Source organism: Pelagicoccus sp. SDUM812005 (assembly GCF_031127875.1).
In the GTDB taxonomy this organism is placed as follows: Bacteria; Verrucomicrobiota; Verrucomicrobiia; order Opitutales; family Opitutaceae; genus Pelagicoccus.
Window position 1 is genome coordinate 45112 of record NZ_JARXIA010000010.1, and the last position, 21990, is coordinate 67101.

The window sequence follows — 21990 nt, forward strand, 5'->3', positions numbered from 1 at the left end:
TCTAAGTAATGAAATTTTCAGTACTCTTTCTTCGCGGCGTTGCGTCTGTCTTCGCTGCGACCCTTGTAGGAGCGTTTGTCGCGCATGCGGAAACCCGTGCCGAGAAGCCGAATTTCGTATTCATCTTTGCGGATGACCTTAGCTACGAGGCGCTCGGTTCGGCCGGTCGCCTCGATATCGATACGCCGCACTTGGATCGCTTGGCCGAGCGAGGGACTGTATTCACCAACGCTTACAACATGGGCGCTTGGAACGGTGCGGTTTGCGTGGCTAGCCGTACCATGCTCAATACGGGAAGCTTCGTTTGGAAGGCGATGCAAACGGATCTGGCGGAGTCGGTGTCGCAGGGGCGCTTTTGGTCCCAGCAGATGAAGGAAGCCGGTTACGATACTTACATGACGGGAAAGTGGCACGTGAAGGCGAATGCGGCGGAGGTTTTCGACGAAGCCCTGAACGTCCGCAAGGGCATGCCCAACCAGACTCCGGAGGGGTACAATCGCCCGAAGGATCCGGAGGACTACGAGCAGGGCTGGAAGCCGTGGGAAACGAAGTACGGCGGATTCTGGGAAGGCGGCACGCATTGGAGCGAGGTGGTGGCCAACGACAGCTTAGGCTTTATAGATAAGGCGAGCCGGAAGGAGACTCCGTTCTTCATGTACCTCGCCTTCAGCGCGGCTCACGATCCGCGTCAGTCTCCCAAGGAATACGTGGACCGCTACCCGCTGGACCGCATCGAGATGCCGGAGAACTTTTTGCCCGAGTATCCCTATGCCGATCAGATCTGCGGCAAGAAGCTGCGCGACGAGAAGTTGGCTCCGTATCCCCGTACCGAATACTCGGTGAAGGTGAATCGCCAGGAGTACTTTGCTCTGATCACCCATATGGACGACCAGATCGGCCGTATCCTGGATGGCCTCGAGGAAGCGGGCGTATCCGAGAATACCTACATCGTTTTCACGGCCGACCATGGCCTGTCGGTGGGGCACCACGGATTGATTGGAAAGCAGAACATGTACGACGACAGCGTTCGGGTGCCGTTCTTTATCGTGGGACCGGATGTCGAGGCGGGACGTAAGATCGAGACGCCGATCTACCTGCAGGACGTGATGCCGACCGCATTGGAAGTGGCTGGTATCGAGAAGCCGGACTACGTCGATTTCAAGAGCGTGCTGCCTTTGCTGCGAGGCGAGGTGGAGAAAAGCTACGACGCGATTTACGGCTCCTACATTGACCGTCAGCGCATGGTTACGAAGGACGGATGGAAGCTGATCCATTATCCGACGGTTCCGAAGCTGCGGCTTTTCAACCTCGAAGAGGATCCCGAGGAGATGAACGACTTGGCGGAAAATCCGGAATACGCGAGCGTGTTGAAGCGGATGCGAAAGGAACTCGACGCGCTCAACCAGGAGCTCGGCGATCCGTACGAATTTTAGTCGCCCCATGAGACTGCCAGCCTTTCTCGCCCTGTGGTGCTTCGTTGCGACCTTGCTTTGGGGCGAGGGAGCGACGCAGGATCGGCCCAACGTTATTCTCATCTACGCCGACGACTTGGGAATCGGCATGTTGGGCTGCTATGGGCAGAAGATCGTGACGACTCCGAACATCGATCGGTTGGCGTCGGAAGGGATCAAGTTCAACAACTACTACGGGGGCGTCTTTTGCGCTTCGGCCCGCTGGTCTTTGCTGACGGGGATGCATGACGGTCGCATCGGCGGCTGGGGGCACAATCGAGGGGGGCTGCCGATCCCACGGGATTCAGGCAAAATGTCCGAGGAGGAATACCGGCGGCAGCAGGAAAAGCTGAAGGCGAACTCCAGTCCGATCGCCGACGACGAGGTGTTTCTGGCTCAGGTGGCACAGGCGGCGGGTTATACGACGGCTCAGTTCGGAAAGATCGACCACGGCTTCACGACCTGGAAGGAACGGGTCGAACGCTACGGTTGGGACCACCATGTCGGCTTTTACGATCACACCCGAGCCCATGGCTTCTATCCTCCCTACCTCTGGCGGGACGGGGAGCGCTTCGAACTGGCGGGAAACTACGATCCGCATTGCGGCAAGATGTCGGAAAAGGGCGACGAACCGGTGGGGTCGGGCGGGGAGACCTACTCGCAAAACGTATTCATCGAGGGGATACTTGAATTCATACGCGAACACAAGGAGGAGCCTTTCTTCATCTATCACCCGACCCAGCTGCCGCACGGTCCGGTCGCCATCCCTAAGCTGCATCCCGACTTCGCGGAGCATCCCAGCCTTTCCTTGGCTGAAAAGAAATACGCTTCCATGGTGAAGATGTTGGACGAGCATGTGGGCTTGATCCTGAAGGAACTCGAGGAGCAGGGCTTGGCGGAGAAGACGGCGGTATTCTTCGCTTCGGACAACGGTCACGAGCTCTATTACGGTCCCAAGCCTAACTATCCCACTCGCGCGCCGAACGGGGAGCGGACGAACCTAACCGACAAGAAATGGCGGACCTCGGAGCACGGAGACGTTTTTGACGGAGCGGGCGGAAGGGCAGGCTTGAAGCGTTCCGGCTACCAAGGCGGGATGCAATGTCCCCTGATCGTGAAGTGGCCCGGCCGGGTCGAGGCTGGGAGCGAAACGAGTGTATTGAGTTCCCACTACGACTTTATGGCGACGCTCGCGGAGATGGTGGGCGGCGAGGTTCCGCCCGGAAAGGACAGCGTTTCCTACTTGCCGACCTTGCTCGGGAAGGAGCAACGCGAGCTGCACGACTATATCGTGGTGAACAATCGCTTCAACAAGATGGCACGTTCCGCCTTGATAACGAAGGAAGGCTGGAAGCTCGTAGAAATCGATCGCGGCAAGGATCGTTTCCAGCTCTACGACCTGAATTCCGACAATTTGGAATTCGAGGACCTTGCGAGCCAGTATCCCGAACGTGTGCTAGAACTGAAAACGATCCTGCTGCGCGAGCTCGATTCGGAGCGTCCCGACTTGTAGGGCATCGATGGGACGGGGGATGAACACTATAATAAACGAAGTGATGAAAAGGAAAGCGAAGTTGTTTGGAGCGGTGGCAGGAATATGGTTTTGGGCGGCCGGAAGTTGGGCTGAGAGCGTTCCGCCCAACGTGGTTATCATATACGGCGACGACGTGGGCTACGGCGACGTGGGCGCCTACGGTTCGGAGCTGATTCCGACGCCTCATATCGACCAGCTCGCCGCCGAGGGCTTGCGCTTTACCGATGGGCATTGTTCCGCTGCAACCTGTACGCCGTCGCGCTATTCGCTGCTGACTGGGATTCACGGATTTCGGGATGGAGTGAGCATTCTCCCGCCCAACGCTCCGCTGAGCATCTCGACGGAGATCCTTACTTTGCCGAAACTGTTCCAGCAGGCCGGCTACGAAACGGGCGTGGTGGGCAAGTGGCACTTGGGAATTGGGCAAGCGGAAACGCCGACAGACTGGAACGGCGCGGTGAAGCCAGGGCCCTTGGAAATAGGATTCGTCTCGTCCTTCCTCTTGCCTTCCACCAACGATCGGGTGCCCTGCGTGTATTTGGATGGTCACTACGTGGTGGGGCTGGATCCCAAGGATCCGCTCTTCGTGGGGCGGACCCCCGAAGAGGTGAATCGTCCCGGGAGCACGGTTTATCCGGATGGGCGCCAGGATCGCTCCGCTATGACCTATTACCCGAGTACGCATGGGCATAACAACAGCGTGATCAACGGGATCGGAAGAATTGGATACATGGCTGGCGGGAAGTCCGCTCTTTGGGACGACGAAACCATGGCGGATCGCTTCGTGGACGAAGCGAAAGCGTTTATCGCCCGCAACAAAAGCCGCCCCTTCTTCCTGTATTTCGCTTCTCAGGACATCCATGTTCCGCGAGCGCCGCACCCACGTTTCCAAGGGGCGACGACGCTCGGCAAGCGGGGCGACGCGATGGTGCAGTTCGATTGGTCCACGGGAGCGATTATGGAGGCCCTCGAAGAACATGGCTTGGCCGACAATACGATCGTCATCTTTTCCAGCGACAACGGTCCGGTCTACGATGATGGATACGAGGACGGGACGAGCGTGTTCACCTCCGCGGAAGAGGCGGACGGCGGGCATGACGGTTCAGGCATCTTTCGGGGCGGCAAGTACCAGATCTACGAAGGCGGGACGCGGGTTCCGTTTATCATACGCTGGCCGGCTCGCATCAAGCCGGGCGTCTCGGATGCCTTGGTCAACCAGATCGATTTTCTGACGTCCTTCTCCCGCCTGCTGAAGCAGGATCTGCCCGCGGGCGAAGCTCGCGATAGCCGCGACACCTTGGATGCCTTTCTCGGCGAAGACTCTGTCGGCTTGCCGTACATGGTCGAAGAGGCGGGGCCATGGCGCCGCGCCTTGCGGGAGGGCGACTGGAAGTACATCGCTGCCGGAAAGGCCCACCCGAGGCGGGGGGCGCCGGCGCACGCGACGCTCTACAACCTCAAGTCCGATCCAGGCGAAGAGAACAATCTCATCGAAGAGTATCCGGAGAAGGCGGCCTCGATGGAGAAGCGCCTGAAGGAGTTGCTGGAAGGTCCGGGGGTACGTTTCTGAGTTTAGAGAAGGCCTTCTTGATCGGAGGAGAAAATGGAAAATGCGTATGTTTCGTTTTAAAAAGCTATTGGTTTGGGTAGGCCTTCTTTCCGCATTGGTTTCGGATGGATTCTGTGATTTCGATTACGAATACATAGGACCGGCCGTGCAGCAGGAGGGCATGCACGTTTGGGGCTCTTCGCCGGTGATCGGTCCGGACGGGAGGGTCCACCTGTATGTCGCTCAATGGCCGATGGATACGCGTCCAAATTTCAGCGGTTGGTACAAGGATTGCGAGATCGCCCATTACGTGGGAGATGCTCCGGAAGGGCCGTTCGAGTTTGTCTGCGTTGCGGTACCGGATGAAGGCGGGCTCTTTAATTCTCCGCACAATCCAACTGTCCAGAAGATAGACGACCAGTATGTTTTGTGCTTCATCGTAAACGAGAACAGCCAGCTGAAGAGCCAACGTATCGTCATGTATGTGGCTGACGACCTAGAGGATACCTGGCGGCCGGCGGCTGGCGCGGAGGCGGATGGCACGATCTTGAGGAAGTCTACGAATCCGACTGATTGGAATTATACGGCGCAGTTGGGCGTTTCCAATCCGACCTTGATAAAGCATGATGGAAAATACCTGTTGTACGATAAATCGGTTATTAAGACGGACCCTGCAGCCAAGCGCGGCCGCTATACCTACGGTGTTGCGATTTCGGATACGCTTGAAGGGCCTTACGCCCATTTTCCGGAACCAGTGACGGAGGTGGGCATGGGGATCGAGGATGCCTACGCGTTTAGCATGAACGATTCGGTTTATCTCATCAGCCGTGACTTCGGGAGCAAGAGAGGCTCTCACGGAGGCGGACTTCTGTGGAAATCCTCGGACGGCTTACGTTTTCCGAGCCGTGACGTAACTCGGTCCTTCGAGCACCTTTCGCACTACGTCGGCGAGGATACCTTGAGCGGCGCCACGGTGTATCGGGGCGATCTCAGCGGTCGCTTGGAGCGTCCTCAAGTCCTGATGGTAGACGGGAAGCCGGCCTACCTCTATGTGGCGACAGGGACGAACGCCACGCCGGGGCACGGGAGTTGTTCGCACGTTTTTCGGATCAAGGCTCGCGGGCAATGAGTGGCTCGGTCGAGTACGTTCCTCGGGCGTGCTCATTTCGTGGCCGCTTGCGCTTACCTACCTGTTCGTGTAGCTTCACCGATGGTGCCGAACTGGTGTAGTCTAGCGTCTACGAGTTTCTCGCTTTGGCGTCGTCGAGATGGACGGCGACATCTTCGCGGAACCGTTCCGTTCAGACCCTATTAACCCCTTTCTGGAAAATTATTCTATTATGGATCGCAGAACCTTTGTTCAACTTGCTGGCCTCGGCGCCTCTTCACTTATGGCGGGAGGCCTCTTCGGCTGTCGCCAGTCCTACGGAAACTCGGTTCCGAGCTTTCTCAAGGGGTACGAGTCGGGCTATCGTCAGGATCCGCTAGCAGGCACACTGGACTGGTTTCGCGACGCCAAGTTCGGTCTCTTCATCCACTATGGCCTGTACAGCTTGCTCGGCCGCGGGGAGTGGGTGCAGCTCTCCGAAAAGATACCGGTCAAGGAATACGAGAAGCTAAAGGACCGTTTCACGGCGGAGAACTTCGATACGGATTTCATCACCGACCTCGCCCTGGAAGCGGAGATGAAGTACTTGAACATCACCACTCGCCACCACGACTCGTTCTGCTTGTTCAACACCAAGACGACTGACTTCAACAGCGTCAATTCGCCCGCCAAGCGCGATTTGGTGGAAGAGCTGGCTACGGCTTGCGACAAGAAGGGCCTGGGCCTCTGCCTCTATTTCTCGCACGGCCGGGACTGGCGCCACCCGCATGCGCCCAACAACGACAATTGGGGCGGATACGCGCGGCCGAAGTACGATCCGAAGGATCCGTATTACAAATATGGAGACGAGCATGACTTGGACATTTATATTGCGTACATGCACGACCAGCTCACGGAGCTGCTGACGCAGTACGGTCCTGTGGCCAATATCTGGCTAGACGGGCACGCTACGCCCATGAGCGGCGATATCGATGCCTTCAGGATCGACGAGACCTACGCTTTGATTCGCAAGCTGCAGCCCGGAGCCATGATCTCCGCCAAGTGGGGCTACAATGGCGAAGAAGACTTTTACGCTCCCGAAATCCATTGGCTGAAGAAGCAGAAGGAGGAAGTTGAAAAGATGGTCGCTTCTGGAAAGCCGGTGGAAATCTGTACCGCGATCGCAGGCTGGGGCTACACCGCTAAGCACGACGGCAAGCACCGCGGCGTCGACTCGGTACTCGATAATCTGCGTTATGCCAACCAGTACAACGGTAACCTACTTTTGAATACAGCGCCTTTGCCGGACGGATCGATCGACAAGCAAGATATCGCCACCTTGCGCGAAGTCGGCAAGATCGTGCGCGAGTCTGGCTGGCCGAAGTGGGAGCAGTCGTAGCTGGCTCCGCACCTCGGTGAGGCGCCTGACAATAGGCAGCCGTTCTCGTCTAAGACTGTTCAAGGTTGGGAAATTCGCTATTCGGGCCGTTGGCCGCTATTATCGATTTAGAACCGAATCCTTTAGCTTTTGCTTAATGTTTGGATCCGCCTCGACCATTGCTTTGAGTGTTTCGATTAGCGGGGTAGGAGTCGAACGGTTTTGCGAGACAGCCATTGTAACGGTGATGAGTGCACCTCCTCTTACTTTTGGGTCTTCGAAACCGTCTAGCAAGGCTAGGATTCTGTCTTGATTGGCTTCTTTTGAAGCCAAACCTCTTGCAATGCTGTAAGCGGATCGAGAGCGGAGTTTGTCATCGGTCATGCTGTGGTAGTAATTCTCAGCGTCGTTAATGTTGGATCGCGCCCAAGATGACATTGTAGCACTCACTGCATTCGCTCTTGCTGATTCGTCTGGCGTATTTGTGGCCCAATCCATTGCCAGTTGTGGATTGGCTCTGGCGACTTCGTGAATCATGGATTGCATAAGTTTCGAGCTGCTATCGGCTGTAGAAACTTGGCTCATCATGTTCTCCATTTCGTTAGCCGTAACGCTACGGGCCCATGTTTTTGCGATCGATTCGAGGGATTCCTCCATGCCCGGTTGGTCGCGGTTCTCGATTGCGTAGGCGAAGGCTCCGGCCCCGTCGACCGCCGCCCAGCCTCCCATGAGCCCTTCCACCGCGTAGCGTGAGATCGTTGGATCCGAGATGGTCGCCATGAGCTGGTTGGGAGCGTCGGTCTCGTACCTTCCCCAGGTTTCGAAGATATCCTTAACGAGACTGCTCTTGTCGTGCGGGTTTTCCAAGGTGTTGGCGATCTCGAAGAGTTCTTCGTAGTTGCCGTGGAAGGACACGTCTCTGACCAGTGAGGAAAAGTGGCTGGCTCGCCGTCTGTCGTCCTTGATTTCCAACGACAGGTCGACCGCCAGTTGCAGGTCGTCTTTAGAAATCGCATTGAGCACGTTGTAAGTGGAGATGCCGTACATGGAACCGTTGTTGCTGATATCCATGACGGCGCCCCATGCTTCGATGGGTTGCGTTTCAGCCCATCCGGCTGCGGCAGCGGAAAGGTATCCCAGACGGTCGCGTCCCCTAAGGTTCTTGGCGTACTCGAAGGCTGCGAGTCCGTCCGACTTTCCCCAGCTCGAGAAAAACTGGCGCATGATGCCGTTTGTCTTGGGACCTGGAGGCAGGGCTTCGATCTCCGCCAGGAATAGGTGCGCGTTTTCGCTGTCGAGATCCTTGAAGTATTCTTTCAGGGCAGCCCAGCGGGCGTTGTAGTCGGGCGTCTCGAAGAGGTCGCTCAGGCTTGTCCGAGCGGCGGATTGGCCGGGATCCTCGTTCGGTAGGAGCGGGGCGGCGTTTTCGAGTCGTTGCGGATTCGAGAGCGCCGGTTCAGCGGAAGGTGTCTCGGATTCTGCGGGGGGCAGGTTTTGATGGGTCCCGAATTGGTACGCTCCGAGCGCTACCGCCGCGTAGGCGAGGCCGTGTATCAGTTTTTTCATACAGTCGAGGGATTCTTGAGGTAGGGGGCCTGAGATGTGAGGCTCCGTTATCAGTAGAATTCTCTACGCTGTAATGGAAGAAAAAGAGTGGGGCGAGTACGCTTACACTGGAAAATTTCGTGACGTTGTGACTCAGCGGGTCCTTTCCGACCCGCCTGGGAAAGGGGGGAGTGCCTCTCGCTATTCCCGGCCGAAGAGCAGGACTTGCATCTGGCGGGCGACGTCGGGGTTCTCGTAGAGAGCGCCGACCATGCCGGTATAGGTTTTGGCGAAGGTCTCGTTATGGGCGAGGTCGCCGAAAACGCTTTCCAGCTTGAGGAAGGAGAGGGGATCCGCGTCAGTGCCCTTGGCGGCCTGGTAGAGCTCCGCTTTCATGTCGTCGACGATGTCGAGCGCTACGCCATCCTTGTTCTTGCCGGTGTCGCTGTAGTAGCACCAGGCGGCAATGACCAGGGTTGCGTATTCGATGCTGCCACCTCGCTGCAGGTTTTCGCGGATGGTAGGGATGAGAAATTTGGGGAGCTTGGAAGAGCTTTCCAAGCAGATGCGGGAGAGCTTGTCCTTGATGTTGGGATTGCCGAAGCGTTCGATGAGGCAGTCCTTGTACTGGTCGAGGTCGATTCCAGGAACGGGGTCGAGCACGGGTGTGGCCTCGAAGTCCATGAAGCGGCTGAGGTAGGATTCGAAGAGCGGATCGGAAACGCAGCCGTCGATGGTCTGGTGCCCATGGATGGAGCCGAGCAATCCCAGTACTGAGTGTCCTGCGTTGAGCAGGCGGATCTTCATGGTTTCGTAAGGGGTGACGTCCGGTACGAATTGGGCTCCTGCCTTTTCCCAGGACGGTCGCCCGGCGCTGAACTTGTCTTCGATCACCCACTGGACGAAAGGTTCGCAGGTGACGGGCCATTCGTCTTCGATGCCGATCTTGGTATCCAGGAATTGAATATCCTCCGGCGTAGTGACCGGCGTGATACGATCGACCATGGCATTCGGGAAGGCAACGGAAGCGGCGATCCAGGAGGCGAGATCCTTGTCCTGCTTTTGGGCGAAGGTGAGCAGTACCTCGCGGGCGACGTTGCCGTTGTGCTGGATATTGTCGCAGGATTGCACGGTGAAGGGGGCGAGCCCCGCTTCGCGTCGCCGTTTGAGGGCGGCGGTGAGGAATCCGAATACGGTTTGCGGGCGGGACGGATTGGCTAGGTCGTTTTGGATGCCCGGGTTGGAGAAGTCGAATTCGCCGGTGGCCGGATTGAAGTTGTAGCCACCTTCGGTGATGGTGAGGGAGACGATCTTGGTGTCCGGGTGGGCCATCTTGGCGATGACGGCCTCGGGATCGTCGCAGCCGAGCAGGAAGTCGACGATGGAGCCGATGACGCGGTTCTCCACTTTGCCGTCCGGGTGCCTGACGATGAGGGTGTAGAGGTAGTCCTGCTGGGCGAGGACGTCGCCGATCTTGCGGTCCGCTTCGCGCAGGCCGACTCCGCAGATGCCCCAGTCCAGCGATTCGCCCGCGTTCATGAGCTCGTCGGTGTAGAAGGCTTGGTGGGAGCGGTGGAAGCCGCCGACGCCGACGTGTACGATGCCGGTCTTGACCTTGCTGCGATCGTAGCTCGGGCAGATGGCCCTGTTTTGAAGGAGGGAGAGATTCTTTTGCTTGAGAGCGATGGGCTCGTTCATAACGGGGTAGGGGCTCATGATGATTTTTGGTTGAGTGCTTTCAGGCGACGCAGGGCCCAGTAGGATGCGCCGAAGTAAAGAAGGGTGCAGACGAAGGCCCAGCGATAGAAGGTCTCGCGGTTGAATTCGTAGGCTTGTAGGTCCGGGCTGCCGAACATGGTCCATGCGGCGAGGCCGATCGTGGCCAGCAAGCTGGCGCGCGAAACGAAGCGTAGGGTCTTCGTAAGTGTCGACTTATCGGATACAGGGTCCGGTTCGGCGGCGGACTGGGCGGCTTGCTGTGCCGCGATGGATTCGTCGCGAATCCGAGCTTCTTCCTGCTCGACGGGATACTTCTGGTCGGCTCCGGACTTTTTGGCCAACACGGTGTAGAGGGCGATGGTAAAGATCCAAGTCGGGATGAACAGGTAGTAGAAGGAGATGAGGTCGAGGGCATTCAATCCGAAACCGAAGACGAGGCCTGCAATCCAGGAGGTGACTGCTGGGGCGCTGTGGGTCAGTTTTCGGTAGGAGACCCAGTAGCGGGTCAAGCCGATGCGAGGGAAGATCACGTGCTCGGCGAAGACGATGGCGCCTACGGGAACGACCAGCAGTCCGGCATAGGTCAGCATCGGTAGCATTTTTGTGAATACGAAGGGAAAGCAAGCGACCAATACGGTAACGATGCCGACTGCGAGGGTGGTCTTGCGGCGGGAGTGCTTGTGGAAGATGGCTTGGGCGGCGAGGCCGGCTCGGTAGAGGTTGGCGTTGGCGGTGGTCCAGCCCGCGACGATGACGATGACGAAGCCCGAAAGGCCGAGGGCGTGGAAAGCGACGTCGCCGGGGTCGAGCGTGGCGATGGAGGTTTTCAGGAAGACGGCGGTTCCTGCTCCCATGATGCCGGCGGCGATCCAGGCGATGTAATGGCCGAAGAGCATGCCGGAGGCGGTGCAGAGTCCGTAGGCGCTCTTCTTGGCGTAGCGAAAGAGAGCCATGTCGATCAAGCCGAAGTGGGTGATGGTATTGGCGGCCCAGGCGAAGCCGATGACTTCCAGCAGGCCGATGCCCGGCTCGCCAAAGACGTTGACCCCGGTCCAGATCGATTGGTCGCCGATGGCGATGAAGTCGTCCCAGCCTTGCAGCAAGGTGTAGCCCAGTACGCCTTCGGTGAGGCCCGGCATCATGACGAGGGCCCCGGCTGCGAACATGACGAATAGCCAGGGACCGCACAGTCCTGAAAATTCGGATACGGCGTTGAAGCCGTACATGGCGACGAGCACCACGATGATTCCGACAACCAGCACCACGCCTACGAAGGCGGCGCTGGTCGGGTACCAGCTAAGCTGGGCAGGGATGCCGAAGAGAAAGCGTACCGCCGTGGACGAGACGGTGATCATGGCGGCGGAGATGACGGTGAAGATGATGACGTTGGCCCAGTTGTAGAGCTTGGTCATGGAGTCGCCCGCGATCTTGTGCAGGTAAGTGTAGAGGCTGAGGCGGGTCTTGACCGCGATGGGGGCGGTGATGAGGGTCCAACTGGCGATGGCGAGCAAGTTGCCGATGAGGAGACCGAGGAGGATGTCGATGGTCTTGGCTCCGAGGGCGACGAAGGTGGCTCCGATGACGAACTCGGTGGCGGCCACGTGTTCGCCGGCGTAGAGGCCGAGGAAGTGTCGCCAGCCGTGCAGCTTGTGCTGCGGGATGGGGAGTTGTTCGGAGCTGACGTTAGCGATGGAAGGGGCCGACGCGCGGGGACTCGCGCTGGGGGGCGGGGCGGCAACTAGACTCATATCGATGTGAATTGGGGGTGGTTTTTCAGGGAAAATTGCAGGGGCAATTCGGGAGTGGCGCCTGGTTGGGTGCAGACGAAAGAGGCTACCTTGTTGGCAAATTCGTTGATGCGATGGAGCGGCCATTGGTGAAGGGCGCCCATGCAGATCGCGGCGGTGAAGGAGTCGCCGGCGCCTACCGAGTCGAAGGCGTCGCAGGGCAAGCCGGCGTGCTCGTCGCAATCGCTTTCGTCGAGCAGGATGCTGCCGTCGGCTCCGCGTGTGTAGACCAGAAGTTTTAGGTCGAAGCGGGAGCGAAGCTGTTCCAACTGTTCGACGACGCTGCCCTCGAGCTCGAAGTAGGCTGCCAGTGTAGGAAGTTCTTCGTCGCTCAGCTTAAGCGCGCTCGCTATCTGGAGGGAGCTTTCGAGCAACTCGCGGTCGTGGTAGGCTTGGCGCAGGTTGACGTCGAGGATCTTGAGCGAGCCTACCGGCATCAGCTCGAGGATTTCTCGGATGGTTCGACGCGAAGCGGCGGAACGCTGGCAAAGGGTGCCGAAGCAGGCGGCGTCGAGTCGGGCAGCCAAGGTCTCCAGGGATTTCGTAAGCGTGAGGTTATCCCACGCCACGTCCTTGACGATGTCGTAGGAGGGTTTGCCGTTGCTGTCTATGGTGACCTTTGCCTGACCGGTTGGGAGGCTGGGGTCCTGATCAATGTAGTAGGTGTTGACGTTGCGCAGGTCCAGTTCCCGGCACATGCGGAAGCCTAGGGCGTCGGCGCCTACGCGGCTGATCGGATAGGAGGTGGCTCCCAGCTGCGAGCAATGCCAAGCGAAGTTGGCCGGGGCCCCGCCGAGTTTCATGCGGTGGGGAAATACGTCCCATAGGAGCTCGCCGATACCGGCAACGGCGAAAGAAGGGGGAGTTTGGGTATTCATAAAATTCAAGGGGCGAGAGGGGGTGCGACGCTCTCTACGATGCTTCCAATTTCCCACAACGAGCAAAGTTGTAAACTTGTAACTTTACCTTAAAAAGTAATTAGGTTTACATTAAGGTAACAATAAACGCATGAGCTCCTCTAAACCAAGGTACTTACAGATTTACGACGAACTGAAGCGGAAGATTCAGGATCGAAGCTACGAGCCGGGGGATTTGCTGCCACCCGAGTCGCAGCTATGCGCGACCTATGGGACGTCCCGTCCGACCGTGGCGAAGGCGATCGCTCGGCTTTGCGAGGAAAAGCGGGTGACGCGGCGGGCAGGATTTGGCACGCTCGTGCTCGAGTCGCCGACCAAGGCGTTCAAGGTGGGGCTCTTGTTGCCGCAGCTGAAGCAAACGGAGATATTCGAACCGATTTGCGCCAGCATCGCAGCGACCGCGGTGGAGGATGAGGTGCGGATCGTTCGTCCCTTGGAGCTCGGAAGCGATCAGGACCCGAAGCTTCTGGCCGAGGTGCTGACGGAGCGTTTCATAGCGATGCAGGTAAACGGGGTTTTCTTCACGCCGGTGGAGCATGTTGAGGATCAGGAGCGCTTTAACCTAGGCATCATCGAGCGCCTGCAGGCTGCAGGTATCCAGGTCGTCTTGCTGGACCGGGACGTCTACCCCTGGCCGCGCCAGACGCCATTCGACTTGATCGGAATCGATAACATAGAGGCCGGGTACATCATGGCGGGTCACTTGATCGCGAATGGTTGCGAGCGCCTGGCATTCGTAGCGGAAGCGAACCCGGCCGCCACAGTGCAGCTAAGGGGAATTGGCGCCCGCGAGGCCATGCTGCAAAACGGGTTTAGCCCTCGGAGCCTCCAGAACGTGATCTTCGATCCGGCGAGGCCGGAGCTTGCGATGGAACAGTTGAGGAGCCAGAAGGCGACCGGCGTCGTTTGCGCGAACGACGTTACGGCTGCGGCCCTGCTGCGAACGATGATCGACAGCGGGGTTCGCGTACCGGAGGAAGTGCAAGTCTGCGGTTTCGACGACGTGCAGTACGCTTCCCTGCTCAGCGTGCCGCTTACCAGTTACCGGCAGCCCTGCGCGGATATCGGCAGGGTGGCCATGAAGACGATGGTGGTGCGTATCCAAAAGCCTTATGTACCCGCTAAACGAATTACCTTGAGAGGGAGTCTCGTGGCTCGGCGTTCAACGGTCGGGAGGGAAGCGGCAGGGTGACTTGCCTTTGGCGCGCGGCTGCCCCTTGGAGGCTTGTTGCCGCTGCCGTAGGAGCGCGTCGGAGTGAGCGATGGACGTATTTAGAAGTAGCCGCCCTTTTCTGTGATTTCGGTAGCGGTTTTGCCCGATTCCACCCATCCGAAAATCTTTTTCTCGTTTTCGCGGATCTCTTCGGCCCGCACTAGGATGTCGTAGGCTTTATCTCGGGGAATGCATAGAACGCCGTCGATGTCGCCCATGAGGATGTCGCCAGGCTTTATATCCACTTTTCCGATACGGATCGGAATTTGGTAATGCGTTATTAAGCAGCGTCCCAAAGACCCGTTGGGACTGCGGTTCTTGTAGTAGACGGGGAATTTCTTGGCGTTGATCTGGTGGGTGTCGCGTATGCAGCCGTCCACGCAGGCCGCTTTCACTTTTTTGGAAACGGCGGTTGCGGTCATGACCCCGCCCCACATGGTGGCTTCCTCGTCGCCGCTGGTGTCGTAGATGACGAAGGCGTCCTCGTGCATGGCTTCCAGCATCTTGGTGCGGAACTCCATTTCGCCCCGCACGAGCGTAGAGGGGGCGCTCTTGACAGTGAAAGCGATTCCCGCGACGGCTACGTCTTCGCGCAGCGGGCGAAGGTAGGAGGGAAGGGATTGGTCGAGAAGGCAGAACTCGCGCATGACATCGCTGATGGCCCCCGTGTAAAGTTGCTCGAACCGGGCGAGCAGCTCCTTTTCTGGGATCGGAAATACAGCCTTGGAAAGGCTTTCTCGATATTCGATTAGGGCTTCGAGATTCATCATCCCGACTTCTTTTTTGTATTGGTCAGTAGACATGGCGTTGTAATGCTTATGCGTTGTTGCCGGAGGTTGAATTGATTGTATCCAAAATCCCTTTCAGGTAGCCTGTCGCGAAAAGACGTCCCTGAGCGCCGTAGCCCGGGTCCTTGTTGTCCTCGCCGATCAGGGTAGGAACGTGATCGACGCGAATGGGCCCCTTGAACCCGAGACTGTGGTAAAGCTTGAGCAGGGCAGGCATATCGGTAGGTCCGTTGTCGTGGAAGGTTTCCCTGAAGTTGCTGGGGGTGCCGACGACATCGCGAAAGTGGAGGAAGAACAGTTTGTTCTTTTCTGAGAAGTAGCGGGCAAGTTCCGGAACGTTCGCTCCCATGGTGGTATAGCAGCCTTGGCAAAAGGTGACGCCGTGCGAGGAGCTATCGACCAGGTCGAGGGCCCGCTTGACGTTCTCTGGCGTTGAGAAGATGCGACCGATACCCCTCAGCGGGCTGACGGGAGGGTCGTCGGGGTGGAGTCCCATTTGTACCCCCGCCTCCTCGGCAACGGGCATGACGGCTCGGATGAAGTATTCATAGTTTTCCCACATGGCCGCTTCGGAAATCTCGCCCGCCTCGGTGAGGGGAAGTCCGTCGAGGTCCGCGGCGTTGAAGCCGCTTACCAGGGCGCCTCCGCGTTCGGCGATAGCATGTCGGGTGCGAAACCATCCGACCTGGGCCATAAAGTTGTAGCAAAGCAAGGGGATGCCCAGCTTGCCCATGTTTCGCAGCATTCTTTGGTAGGCCTCGATGTCCTCGTCTCGACCGGGCAGTCCTTGCTTGATGCGTTCCATGTCCATCTGGTCGCCTTCTAAGCCGTGAAGCTCAAGGCCACGCTCCGCGAATCTGTCCTGAGCTTCTTTGAGAACGGAGAAGTCGCTAGGAGCTGCGTTTCCAGTGAGCTTGGGATGCAGCTTTACGATGGCGCGCTGAACACCCATCTGCAGGGCGTAGTCCCAGCGGATGTCAGGGCGGGCGGGCAGGAAATCGACAATGTACATGATCGCTTCTTTTGGGGAGGGGCTAGCGAAGGGCTGCGGCGAGCTCGAGGGCGGATTGTTTCAGCTCCTCGCGGCAGCGCGGCAAGTTGCGTTCGGTAAGTTCGCCGCGCAAGGCGACGAGTGTCAGGGCAGACGGTGTCGAGTCTGTATCCAACTTGACGGATACAGTATCGATACTCAGGTAGTGTTCACCGATGCTTTTGCAGGACCCCGTTTTATGGAGCTCTTGCAGGCGCTTCTTGAGGGCTTTCGGCGTTTCGTGTTTCCAGCTGTCCTCTGGGATGCGTTCGATGAGCAGGTCTATTTCTTTTTTGGATAGCCCCGCCAGCAGGCAGGCCCCGGGAGATCCCCAGACAATTGGGAATCGCCCCCCGAGCGGAACGGATACGCTGAACGGCTTTCGCGGGTGCGAGGTTGCTACGATAATTTGTTCGAGTCCTTGTCGGAGGGAAAACTTTACGGTTAGCTCGAGGGACCGTGAAAGCCCGTCGAGAATCGGTTGGGCGATGCGGCGGTAACGAGTGAAGTCGTCAAGGTGGGTGAGCAGCGGTAGCATGCCGATGGAGAGGCGGTAACCTCCGCTCTCGTCGGCACGTATCCAATCGGCGGATTCAAGGGTCTTCAGGATCCGGTAGGTGGTCGGCTGGCTCGCCCCCAAGCGGCGCGCTAAAGCGCTGGAAGTGGTTTCGCCTGATTTTTCGGCAATCTCGTGTAGGATGCGGATCGCGTTCTCGACTGCGGGTACGTTCGGTTTATTCATAGTTGAATAACAAATATTCATGAGATCTTGACGGATGCTTTGAGTCAAGGTTTTAGTCGCTCCGGTTTTGCCCCCCAGTACCCCAAAAACCTTCCGCTTCGGCCATCGCAGGCCTGGGTATTGAGGAGAAAGGGACCGAGAGAGAGCCGATGAATTTACTCCTGAAATATCATGACTATAAAGGCACGCCCTTGTGCCCTTTTCGGCAAGGCGCTGTGTTTGGGCAGTCGCCTCGCATAGCTCGGCTGTTTTGCGGCGTTTCGCAAAATGGATACGGACGAGAGGCGCGAATTTAGATGAAAGTGAGGAACGAGTTTTTGGACGATCGGTTCTTGTTGCCGACTGATTTTGCGGTGGAGCTGTATGAAGGGCATGCCAAGGAGCTGCCCATCGTTGACTTCCATTGTCACCTCGATCCGGTGGAGGTCGCGGACAATGCCGTGGCTGAAGATATCGTTGAGCTCTGGATCGAAAAGGATCCTTACAAGTGGAGAGCGATGCGCATGAACGGGGTTCCAGAGGCCTTGGTCACCGGGACGGGCCAGCGCGCGGAGAAGATGGCAGCTTGGGCGGAGGTCTTGCCGCGGCTGTTGGGGAGCCCGCTCTACCAGTGGTCGATGCTGGAGCTGAAACGCTGTTACGGGATTGAGGAGGCGCTGCGACCGGAGAACGCCGCAGCGATTCGGGAAACTTGCAACGAGCGGCTTCGAGCGGGCGGTCTGGGGACCGGCGATATTCTGCGTCGATTCAAGGTAGAAACGCTTTGCACTTCCGACGCGTGGCTGGATGATTTGGCTCCGCACAAACGCTCGCGCGACCTTCGGCTGAGGCCCTCGTTGCGGGGCGATGCAGCCCTCGACCTGGAGTCGTCGAGCTATGGCGACTGGGCGAGTCGCGTTTGTTCGCTGGCTGGAGGCGAGAGCCCCAGTTTGGATGGATTGAAAGCGGGCTTAGCGGTTTTGATGGATCGATTTATTGAAGCGGGTTGCTGTCTTGCCGATCACGGCTTGAGCGATTTTCGGATTCAGTTGCAGGACGCCGCCAATCTCGAGGAGAGCTTCGCCAAGCTGCTGGCGGGCGAAGCGCTTGAGGAGGTGGATCGAGAGGCGTTGCATGGGCACCTGCTGCTGTATCTGTTCGAAGAATACAGCAAGCGAGGATGGACCTTGCAGTTGCATGTCGGAGCGTGTCGCTACACGAGCAGCCGACTCCGCGAACTCGCGGGTCCGGCTGGCGGATACGCGTGTATTGGCGATTCGGTTTCGGTGGCAGACCTGTGCCGACTGTTCGATTGTCTGGAAAAGCGAGGTGGCTTGCCCCGCGTGATTCTCTTTCCGATGAACCCTTCCGATTACGAGAAGTTTGCCACGGTGAGCGGTTCTTTCGTCGAAGGAGGGGTTGCCGCGAAGGTGCAGCTCGGCCCCGCTTGGTGGTATAATGACCACCTCGAGGGCATTCGACGTCAGCTGAAGGCCACGGCCCATCACGGTTTGCTCGGACGCTTCGTAGGCATGACGACCGATTCCCGGAGCGCCTTGTCTATGACGCGGCACGAGTATTTTCGCCGAACGTTCTGCGGTTTGTTAGGGGAATGGGCGGATCTTGGCCTCGTTCCCCGTGACGCGGCGAGCTTGGGAAGCGTGATCGAAGACGTGTGTTATGGGAACGCGGCTCAGCTGATGGCAGGAAACCCTGTCAGGGGCTAATTGAGCGAATTGAAGGTAGTTGAAAACCAACGACAGATAATTGTGAGAAACGATAGATTAGCAGGAAAAGTAGCGGTGGTGACCGGAGCCGGTGGGGTTTTGTGTTCGGCAATGGCCAAGGACCTGGCAGCCCAAGGGGCGGCGGTAGCGGCTCTCGGTCGGACGCGCGATAAGCTGGATCGCGTGGTCGGCGAGATCGAGAAGGCGGGCGGCAAGGCCATGGCCGTAGCTGTCGACGTAAACGATTTGCCTTCCTTGAAGGCAGCCCGACAGCAGGTGGCTGATTCCTTAGGCCCTTGCGATTTCCTGATCAATGGAGCCGGCGGAAATCAGGCGGAGGCCATCACCAGGACGAACGTCTTCGATCCTAAGGAGCTGGAGGATGAAGCGACCAAAGGCTTTTTCAACCTGGACATGGTTGCTTTCCACAGCGTGGTGGAGACGAACATTATGGGAACGGTAAAACCTTGTCAGGTTTTCGGGGTTGATATGGCGCGGAAGGGGCGGGGAGCGATTATCAATTTCGCTTCCATGAACAGCTACCGTCCCTTGACCCGCGTCGGCGCTTATGGCTCCGCCAAGGCTGCTATTCAGAACTTCACCCAATGGCTGGCGGCCTACCTCGCTCCGGCGGGCGTTCGCGTGAACGGGATCGCTCCCGGCTTTTTCGTGAACGACCGCAGCCGCAAGATCCTGTTCAACGAAGATGGAAGCCCGAGCGATCGCGGGGAGCAAGTGCTGCATCATACGCCGATGAAAAGCTTTGGCGAAGCGCAGCAGCTGCTCGGTTGCATGAATTGGCTGATCGATGACGAAGCCGCCTCCTTCGTGACGGGGATCACGGTGCCGGTAGATGGTGGCTTTCTTTCCAGTTCTGGGTTGTAGGAAAAACTGAATACAGGTTTACCGCTTTCTACTGCATGCACCTCGTCACTCTCGACTATATATTATTGCTTGCCTACCTGCTCTTGATGGCGGGGATCGGGCTGTTTTTCGGCTGGTTCATCAAAGATGTGGGAAGCTACCTGAAAGGTGGGAACACGATTCCCTGGGCGGTTTCAGGCATCAGCAATTTCATGTCGATGTTCAGCACCTTCGTGTTTGTGGCCTATGCGGGGGTGGCCTACGAGCATGGCTTGATTGCGATCGTCGTATTCTGGAGCACGGTTCCGGCTTGCTTGGTGGCGGGTAAGGTCTTTGCGGCGCGTTGGCGAAGGGCCCAGCTGACGACGCCTATCGAGTATTTGGAAAAGCGCTACAGCGTTGCGGTACGTCAAATGTATTCGTGGCTGGGACTGCTGAAGCGTTTTCTAGACAATGCGGTGCGTCTTTACGCTTCGGGCCTCTTTCTGGCGACGGTGACGCCTATGAGCATTACGGAAGCCATCGTGATTTCCGGGGCAATGATCACGGTGTTTACGATGATCGGGGGACTGTGGGCGGTAACCGTTATGGATACGATCCAGTTTATCGTTTTGCTTTTCGCGACCTTGATCCTGTTGCCCTTGTCCTTGGTGGAAGTGGGCGGGATTTCGGCAATCGCCGCTCGAGAGCCCGAGTTGCTCAATTGGTTTAATGGCCCGAAGGGGGCGCCGCTGTGGTTGATCGTCTACTACTTGATGATCACTTTGAAGTACAACGAGAACTGGGCGTTCGTGCAGCGGCTCTATTCGGTACGCGACGAGGGCGCCGCGAAGAAGGTCGCTTACTGTAGCGCGTTTCTGTTCGTGGTGACGCCGGCCATCTTCCTGCTGCCGGCGGTAGCGGCGCGGGTGCTGATCCCCGACTTGGGCGACGCGGAGCAATCCTACGTGGCGCTTTGCAGCTTGCTGCTTCCAGCGGGCATGATGGGGCTAATGATCGCGAGCATGTTTTCCGCAACGATGTCGGCCTTGAACTCGGAGTTCAACGTGATGGCGGGGGTGTTGACCAATGACGTGTTCAAGCGCTTCGTAGCGCCAGCCAGCGACGATCGCGCCTTGTTCCTTTTCGCTCGCTTCGCCACCATCGCGGTTGGGGTTCTCATCACCCTGGGAGCCATCTTCGTGGGTACCTTTGGCGGCGCGTTTGAAGCGAACAAGATCTTTACGGGCATCCTGGCGATTCCACTGGCGGTGCCGATGTTGCTGGGGCTGTTGATGCGGCGGGCGAACGCGGCGGCGGCCTTTCTGGTGGTTATTGGCGGAGCGAGCGTCTCTCTGCTGTTGAATCTCAACGGCTGGTTTGCCTGGGAGGTGTCGACCTTGATCACCATCGTCTTGTGCGTCGGCCTCTATCTCGTATGCGATCGGATAACGCAGCGTAGGGCTGCGGAGGTGGATCGCTTCTTTGAAACGATTGAAACGCCCTTGAGCGAGGAGAGCATTCCTAGAATCGACGCAGGGTTTCGAAAGGCCTTGTACAAGCTGTTTGGCTTATCCCTGGTCGTAGCGGGAGCTTTCTTCGTGCTTGTCAGCGTTTTTTCGATACGGGAATTGAGTGGTCAACTCGCGCTGACGAGCGGTCTCCTGTGCGGAGCTGGAGGCGCTTGGGCGATTTGGCGAAGCGGCAAAACAGCGAAGCCCTCCTGAAGGAACGATTTGAATTTATGAATACAGGAAAAACGAATTCGTTTACGAGGAGAGCTGTTTCGGCGCTCGCCTTGACCGCTTTGTGGGCGGGCTCAGGTCGCGTTTCTGCATCGGAAGGAGAGGAGGCGTTTTCGGAGGTCAGGCGCGATGTGGCGTACAGCGCTGCTTCCGAGCGGACCGCTTTGGATTTGTATTATCCGATCGAAGCGACAGCGGCACCCAAGGCGACTCACATCTACATTCACGGAGGCGGCTGGGTAAATGGGTCGAAGAGCTTGGGGAATGGATTTTCGCGCAAGGTCTTCGAAGGCTTATCGGAAGCCGGTTTTCTGGGCGTTTCGGTGGGGTATCGACTCGTTGACGAAGATAAGGGTTTGTTTATCAAAGATTGCGCGACCGACTGCTTCGACGCGTTGAGGTACCTGAAGCTGCATCACGAGGAGCTGGGGATCGATCTCGACCGGGTCTACATCTGGGGAAGTTCGGCGGGCGCTCACTTAGCCTTGCTCGGAGCGAACGCCCCTAATGCCACCTTTCCTGGCTTGCTGGCGAGCGACATCCCTTCCATGGACGCGGTGATCGCGGTCTATCCGCCGACGGATATGCCTGCCTACGAGGACATTTCTGTTTTGAAGAATGGAAAGCTCAGGGATCTAAGCCAACGGATCGGCGCAAGCTCTGAAGAAGATCCCGTGGTATATTCGGTGATCAGTCCGCTGGCCCACCTCACCCAGGACGATCCGCCTGCTCTCCTTATTCACGGCACGAACGACCTGACCGTGAACATCGAGCATTCCTACCGATACCTGGCGAAGAGCAGAAGCTTGGAAGTTCCCTGCGAGTTGGTGGAGGTTCCCGGCGGTGGTCATGGCGGAAAGCTGTTTGCGGAAGGACGCCGCCCCTCTCAGGATGAGGTCGTTTCCCGCATGCTACGGTTTTTGATCGCTCATGCTGAGGACTGATCGATAGGGGGG

The 21990-nt window shown here is 58.0% G+C and carries 17 protein-coding genes; 10 read left to right on the forward strand and 7 right to left on the reverse strand.

The features are described from left to right. Window positions 1–8: 8 nt before the first annotated feature. The 5 genes from QEH57_RS12980 to QEH57_RS13000 all read left to right on the forward strand — a co-directional run bounded on the left by QEH57_RS12980 (window position 9) and on the right by QEH57_RS13000 (window position 7020). Window positions 9–1433 (forward strand): sulfatase-like hydrolase/transferase, encoded by a 1425-nt coding sequence (locus QEH57_RS12980; RefSeq protein ID WP_309007174.1) that lies wholly within the window; start codon window positions 9–11, stop codon window positions 1431–1433. 7 nt (window positions 1434–1440) lie between these two features. Beyond that, on the forward strand, window positions 1441–2964 hold the full coding sequence (locus QEH57_RS12985; RefSeq protein ID WP_309007175.1) for an arylsulfatase: 1524 nt from the start codon (window positions 1441–1443) through the stop codon (window positions 2962–2964). A 19-nt stretch (window positions 2965–2983) separates the two neighbouring features. Beyond that, window positions 2984–4555, forward strand: a complete 1572-nt coding sequence (locus QEH57_RS12990) for an arylsulfatase (protein ID WP_309007176.1) — start codon at window positions 2984–2986, stop codon at window positions 4553–4555. Between the two features lie 46 nt (window positions 4556–4601). Then, the gene (locus tag QEH57_RS12995; RefSeq protein ID WP_309007177.1) at window positions 4602–5663 is read left to right on the forward strand and encodes a glycoside hydrolase family protein; all 1062 of its coding nucleotides are present in this window, start codon (window positions 4602–4604) and stop codon (window positions 5661–5663) included. Window positions 5664–5874: 211 nt separating this feature from the next. Continuing rightward, window positions 5875–7020: an alpha-L-fucosidase gene (locus QEH57_RS13000; RefSeq protein WP_309007178.1), complete on the forward strand. Its 1146-nt coding sequence runs from the start codon at window positions 5875–5877 to the stop codon at window positions 7018–7020. 99 nt (window positions 7021–7119) lie between these two features. Here QEH57_RS13000 and QEH57_RS13005 read toward each other — a convergent pair whose 3' ends face one another. The 4 genes from QEH57_RS13005 to QEH57_RS13020 all read right to left on the reverse strand — a co-directional run bounded on the left by QEH57_RS13005 (window position 7120) and on the right by QEH57_RS13020 (window position 12928). Then, window positions 7120–8565 carry a hypothetical protein gene (locus QEH57_RS13005; RefSeq protein WP_309007179.1) on the reverse strand — a complete coding sequence of 482 codons (1446 nt, stop codon included), beginning with the start codon at window positions 8563–8565 and terminating at the stop codon, window positions 7120–7122. Between the two features lie 180 nt (window positions 8566–8745). Continuing rightward, the gene (locus tag QEH57_RS13010; protein ID WP_343224776.1) at window positions 8746–10242 is read right to left on the reverse strand and encodes a mannitol dehydrogenase family protein; all 1497 of its coding nucleotides are present in this window, start codon (window positions 10240–10242) and stop codon (window positions 8746–8748) included. Between the two features lie 14 nt (window positions 10243–10256). After that, a complete protein-coding gene (locus QEH57_RS13015; protein ID WP_309007181.1) occupies window positions 10257–12011 on the reverse strand; it encodes a hypothetical protein in 1755 nt (584 codons plus the stop codon). After that, window positions 12008–12928 carry a carbohydrate kinase gene (locus QEH57_RS13020; RefSeq protein WP_309007182.1) on the reverse strand — a complete coding sequence of 307 codons (921 nt, stop codon included), beginning with the start codon at window positions 12926–12928 and terminating at the stop codon, window positions 12008–12010. The genes QEH57_RS13015 and QEH57_RS13020 overlap by 4 nt, the downstream gene beginning before the upstream one ends. A gap of 130 nt (window positions 12929–13058) precedes the next feature. On the opposite strand from QEH57_RS13020, the gene QEH57_RS13025 reads away from it, so the two are divergent. Further along, window positions 13059–14159 (forward strand): GntR family transcriptional regulator, encoded by a 1101-nt coding sequence (locus QEH57_RS13025; protein WP_309007183.1) that lies wholly within the window; start codon window positions 13059–13061, stop codon window positions 14157–14159. An 80-nt stretch (window positions 14160–14239) separates the two neighbouring features. On the opposite strand, the gene QEH57_RS13030 is transcribed toward QEH57_RS13025, so the two are convergent. Genes QEH57_RS13030 through QEH57_RS13040 form a run of 3 tightly spaced genes read right to left on the reverse strand, consistent with a single transcriptional unit; the run spans window position 14240 to window position 16740 of the window. Continuing rightward, a complete protein-coding gene (locus tag QEH57_RS13030) occupies window positions 14240–14983 on the reverse strand; it encodes an RraA family protein (protein ID WP_309007184.1) in 744 nt (247 codons plus the stop codon). A gap of 13 nt (window positions 14984–14996) precedes the next feature. Next, the gene (locus QEH57_RS13035; protein WP_309007185.1) at window positions 14997–15980 is read right to left on the reverse strand and encodes a mannonate dehydratase; all 984 of its coding nucleotides are present in this window, start codon (window positions 15978–15980) and stop codon (window positions 14997–14999) included. 22 nt (window positions 15981–16002) lie between these two features. Next, a complete protein-coding gene (locus QEH57_RS13040; RefSeq protein ID WP_309007186.1) occupies window positions 16003–16740 on the reverse strand; it encodes an IclR family transcriptional regulator in 738 nt (245 codons plus the stop codon). Between the two features lie 296 nt (window positions 16741–17036). Here QEH57_RS13040 and uxaC point away from each other — a divergent pair, with 296 nt between their 5' ends. Genes uxaC through QEH57_RS13060 form a run of 4 tightly spaced genes read left to right on the forward strand, consistent with a single transcriptional unit; the run spans window position 17037 to window position 21978 of the window. Continuing rightward, window positions 17037–18446, forward strand: coding sequence for a glucuronate isomerase (uxaC, locus tag QEH57_RS13045; protein ID WP_309007187.1), 1410 nt, complete (start codon window positions 17037–17039; stop codon window positions 18444–18446). A 42-nt stretch (window positions 18447–18488) separates the two neighbouring features. Next, a complete protein-coding gene (locus tag QEH57_RS13050) occupies window positions 18489–19331 on the forward strand; it encodes an SDR family NAD(P)-dependent oxidoreductase (protein WP_309007188.1) in 843 nt (280 codons plus the stop codon). A gap of 35 nt (window positions 19332–19366) precedes the next feature. Continuing rightward, complete coding sequence (locus tag QEH57_RS13055) at window positions 19367–21016, forward strand: sodium/solute symporter (protein ID WP_309007189.1); 1650 nt, start codon at window positions 19367–19369, stop codon at window positions 21014–21016. Window positions 21017–21033: 17 nt separating this feature from the next. Next, window positions 21034–21978, forward strand: coding sequence for an alpha/beta hydrolase (locus QEH57_RS13060; protein WP_309007190.1), 945 nt, complete (start codon window positions 21034–21036; stop codon window positions 21976–21978). The last annotated feature ends 12 nt before the right edge of the window (window positions 21979–21990 follow it).

Bases quoted from the DNA above. Each gene is read 5' to 3' on its own strand.
- QEH57_RS13015 (WP_309007181.1), bottom strand. From the start codon at position 12,011: ATGAGTCTAGTTGCCGCCCCGCCCCCCAGCGCGAGTCCCCGCGCGTCG.
- QEH57_RS13020 (WP_309007182.1), bottom strand. From the start codon at position 12,928: ATGAATACCCAAACTCCCCCTTCTTTCGCCGTTGCCGGTATCGGCGAG.
- QEH57_RS12985 (WP_309007175.1), top strand. From the start codon at position 1,441: ATGAGACTGCCAGCCTTTCTCGCCCTGTGGTGCTTCGTTGCGACCTTG.
- QEH57_RS12990 (WP_309007176.1), top strand. From the start codon at position 2,984: ATGAACACTATAATAAACGAAGTGATGAAAAGGAAAGCGAAGTTGTTT.
- QEH57_RS13000 (WP_309007178.1), top strand. From the start codon at position 5,875: ATGGATCGCAGAACCTTTGTTCAACTTGCTGGCCTCGGCGCCTCTTCA.
- QEH57_RS13025 (WP_309007183.1), top strand. From the start codon at position 13,059: ATGAGCTCCTCTAAACCAAGGTACTTACAGATTTACGACGAACTGAAG.
- QEH57_RS12980 (WP_309007174.1), top strand. From the start codon at position 9: ATGAAATTTTCAGTACTCTTTCTTCGCGGCGTTGCGTCTGTCTTCGCT.
- QEH57_RS12995 (WP_309007177.1), top strand. From the start codon at position 4,602: ATGTTTCGTTTTAAAAAGCTATTGGTTTGGGTAGGCCTTCTTTCCGCA.
- QEH57_RS13030 (WP_309007184.1), bottom strand. From the start codon at position 14,983: ATGTCTACTGACCAATACAAAAAAGAAGTCGGGATGATGAATCTCGAA.
- QEH57_RS13060 (WP_309007190.1), top strand. From the start codon at position 21,034: ATGAATACAGGAAAAACGAATTCGTTTACGAGGAGAGCTGTTTCGGCG.
- QEH57_RS13005 (WP_309007179.1), bottom strand. From the start codon at position 8,565: ATGAAAAAACTGATACACGGCCTCGCCTACGCGGCGGTAGCGCTCGGA.
- uxaC (WP_309007187.1), top strand. From the start codon at position 17,037: ATGAAAGTGAGGAACGAGTTTTTGGACGATCGGTTCTTGTTGCCGACT.
- QEH57_RS13035 (WP_309007185.1), bottom strand. From the start codon at position 15,980: ATGTACATTGTCGATTTCCTGCCCGCCCGCCCTGACATCCGCTGGGAC.
- QEH57_RS13010 (WP_343224776.1), bottom strand. From the start codon at position 10,242: ATGAACGAGCCCATCGCTCTCAAGCAAAAGAATCTCTCCCTCCTTCAA.
- QEH57_RS13040 (WP_309007186.1), bottom strand. From the start codon at position 16,740: ATGAATAAACCGAACGTACCCGCAGTCGAGAACGCGATCCGCATCCTA.
- QEH57_RS13055 (WP_309007189.1), top strand. From the start codon at position 19,367: ATGCACCTCGTCACTCTCGACTATATATTATTGCTTGCCTACCTGCTC.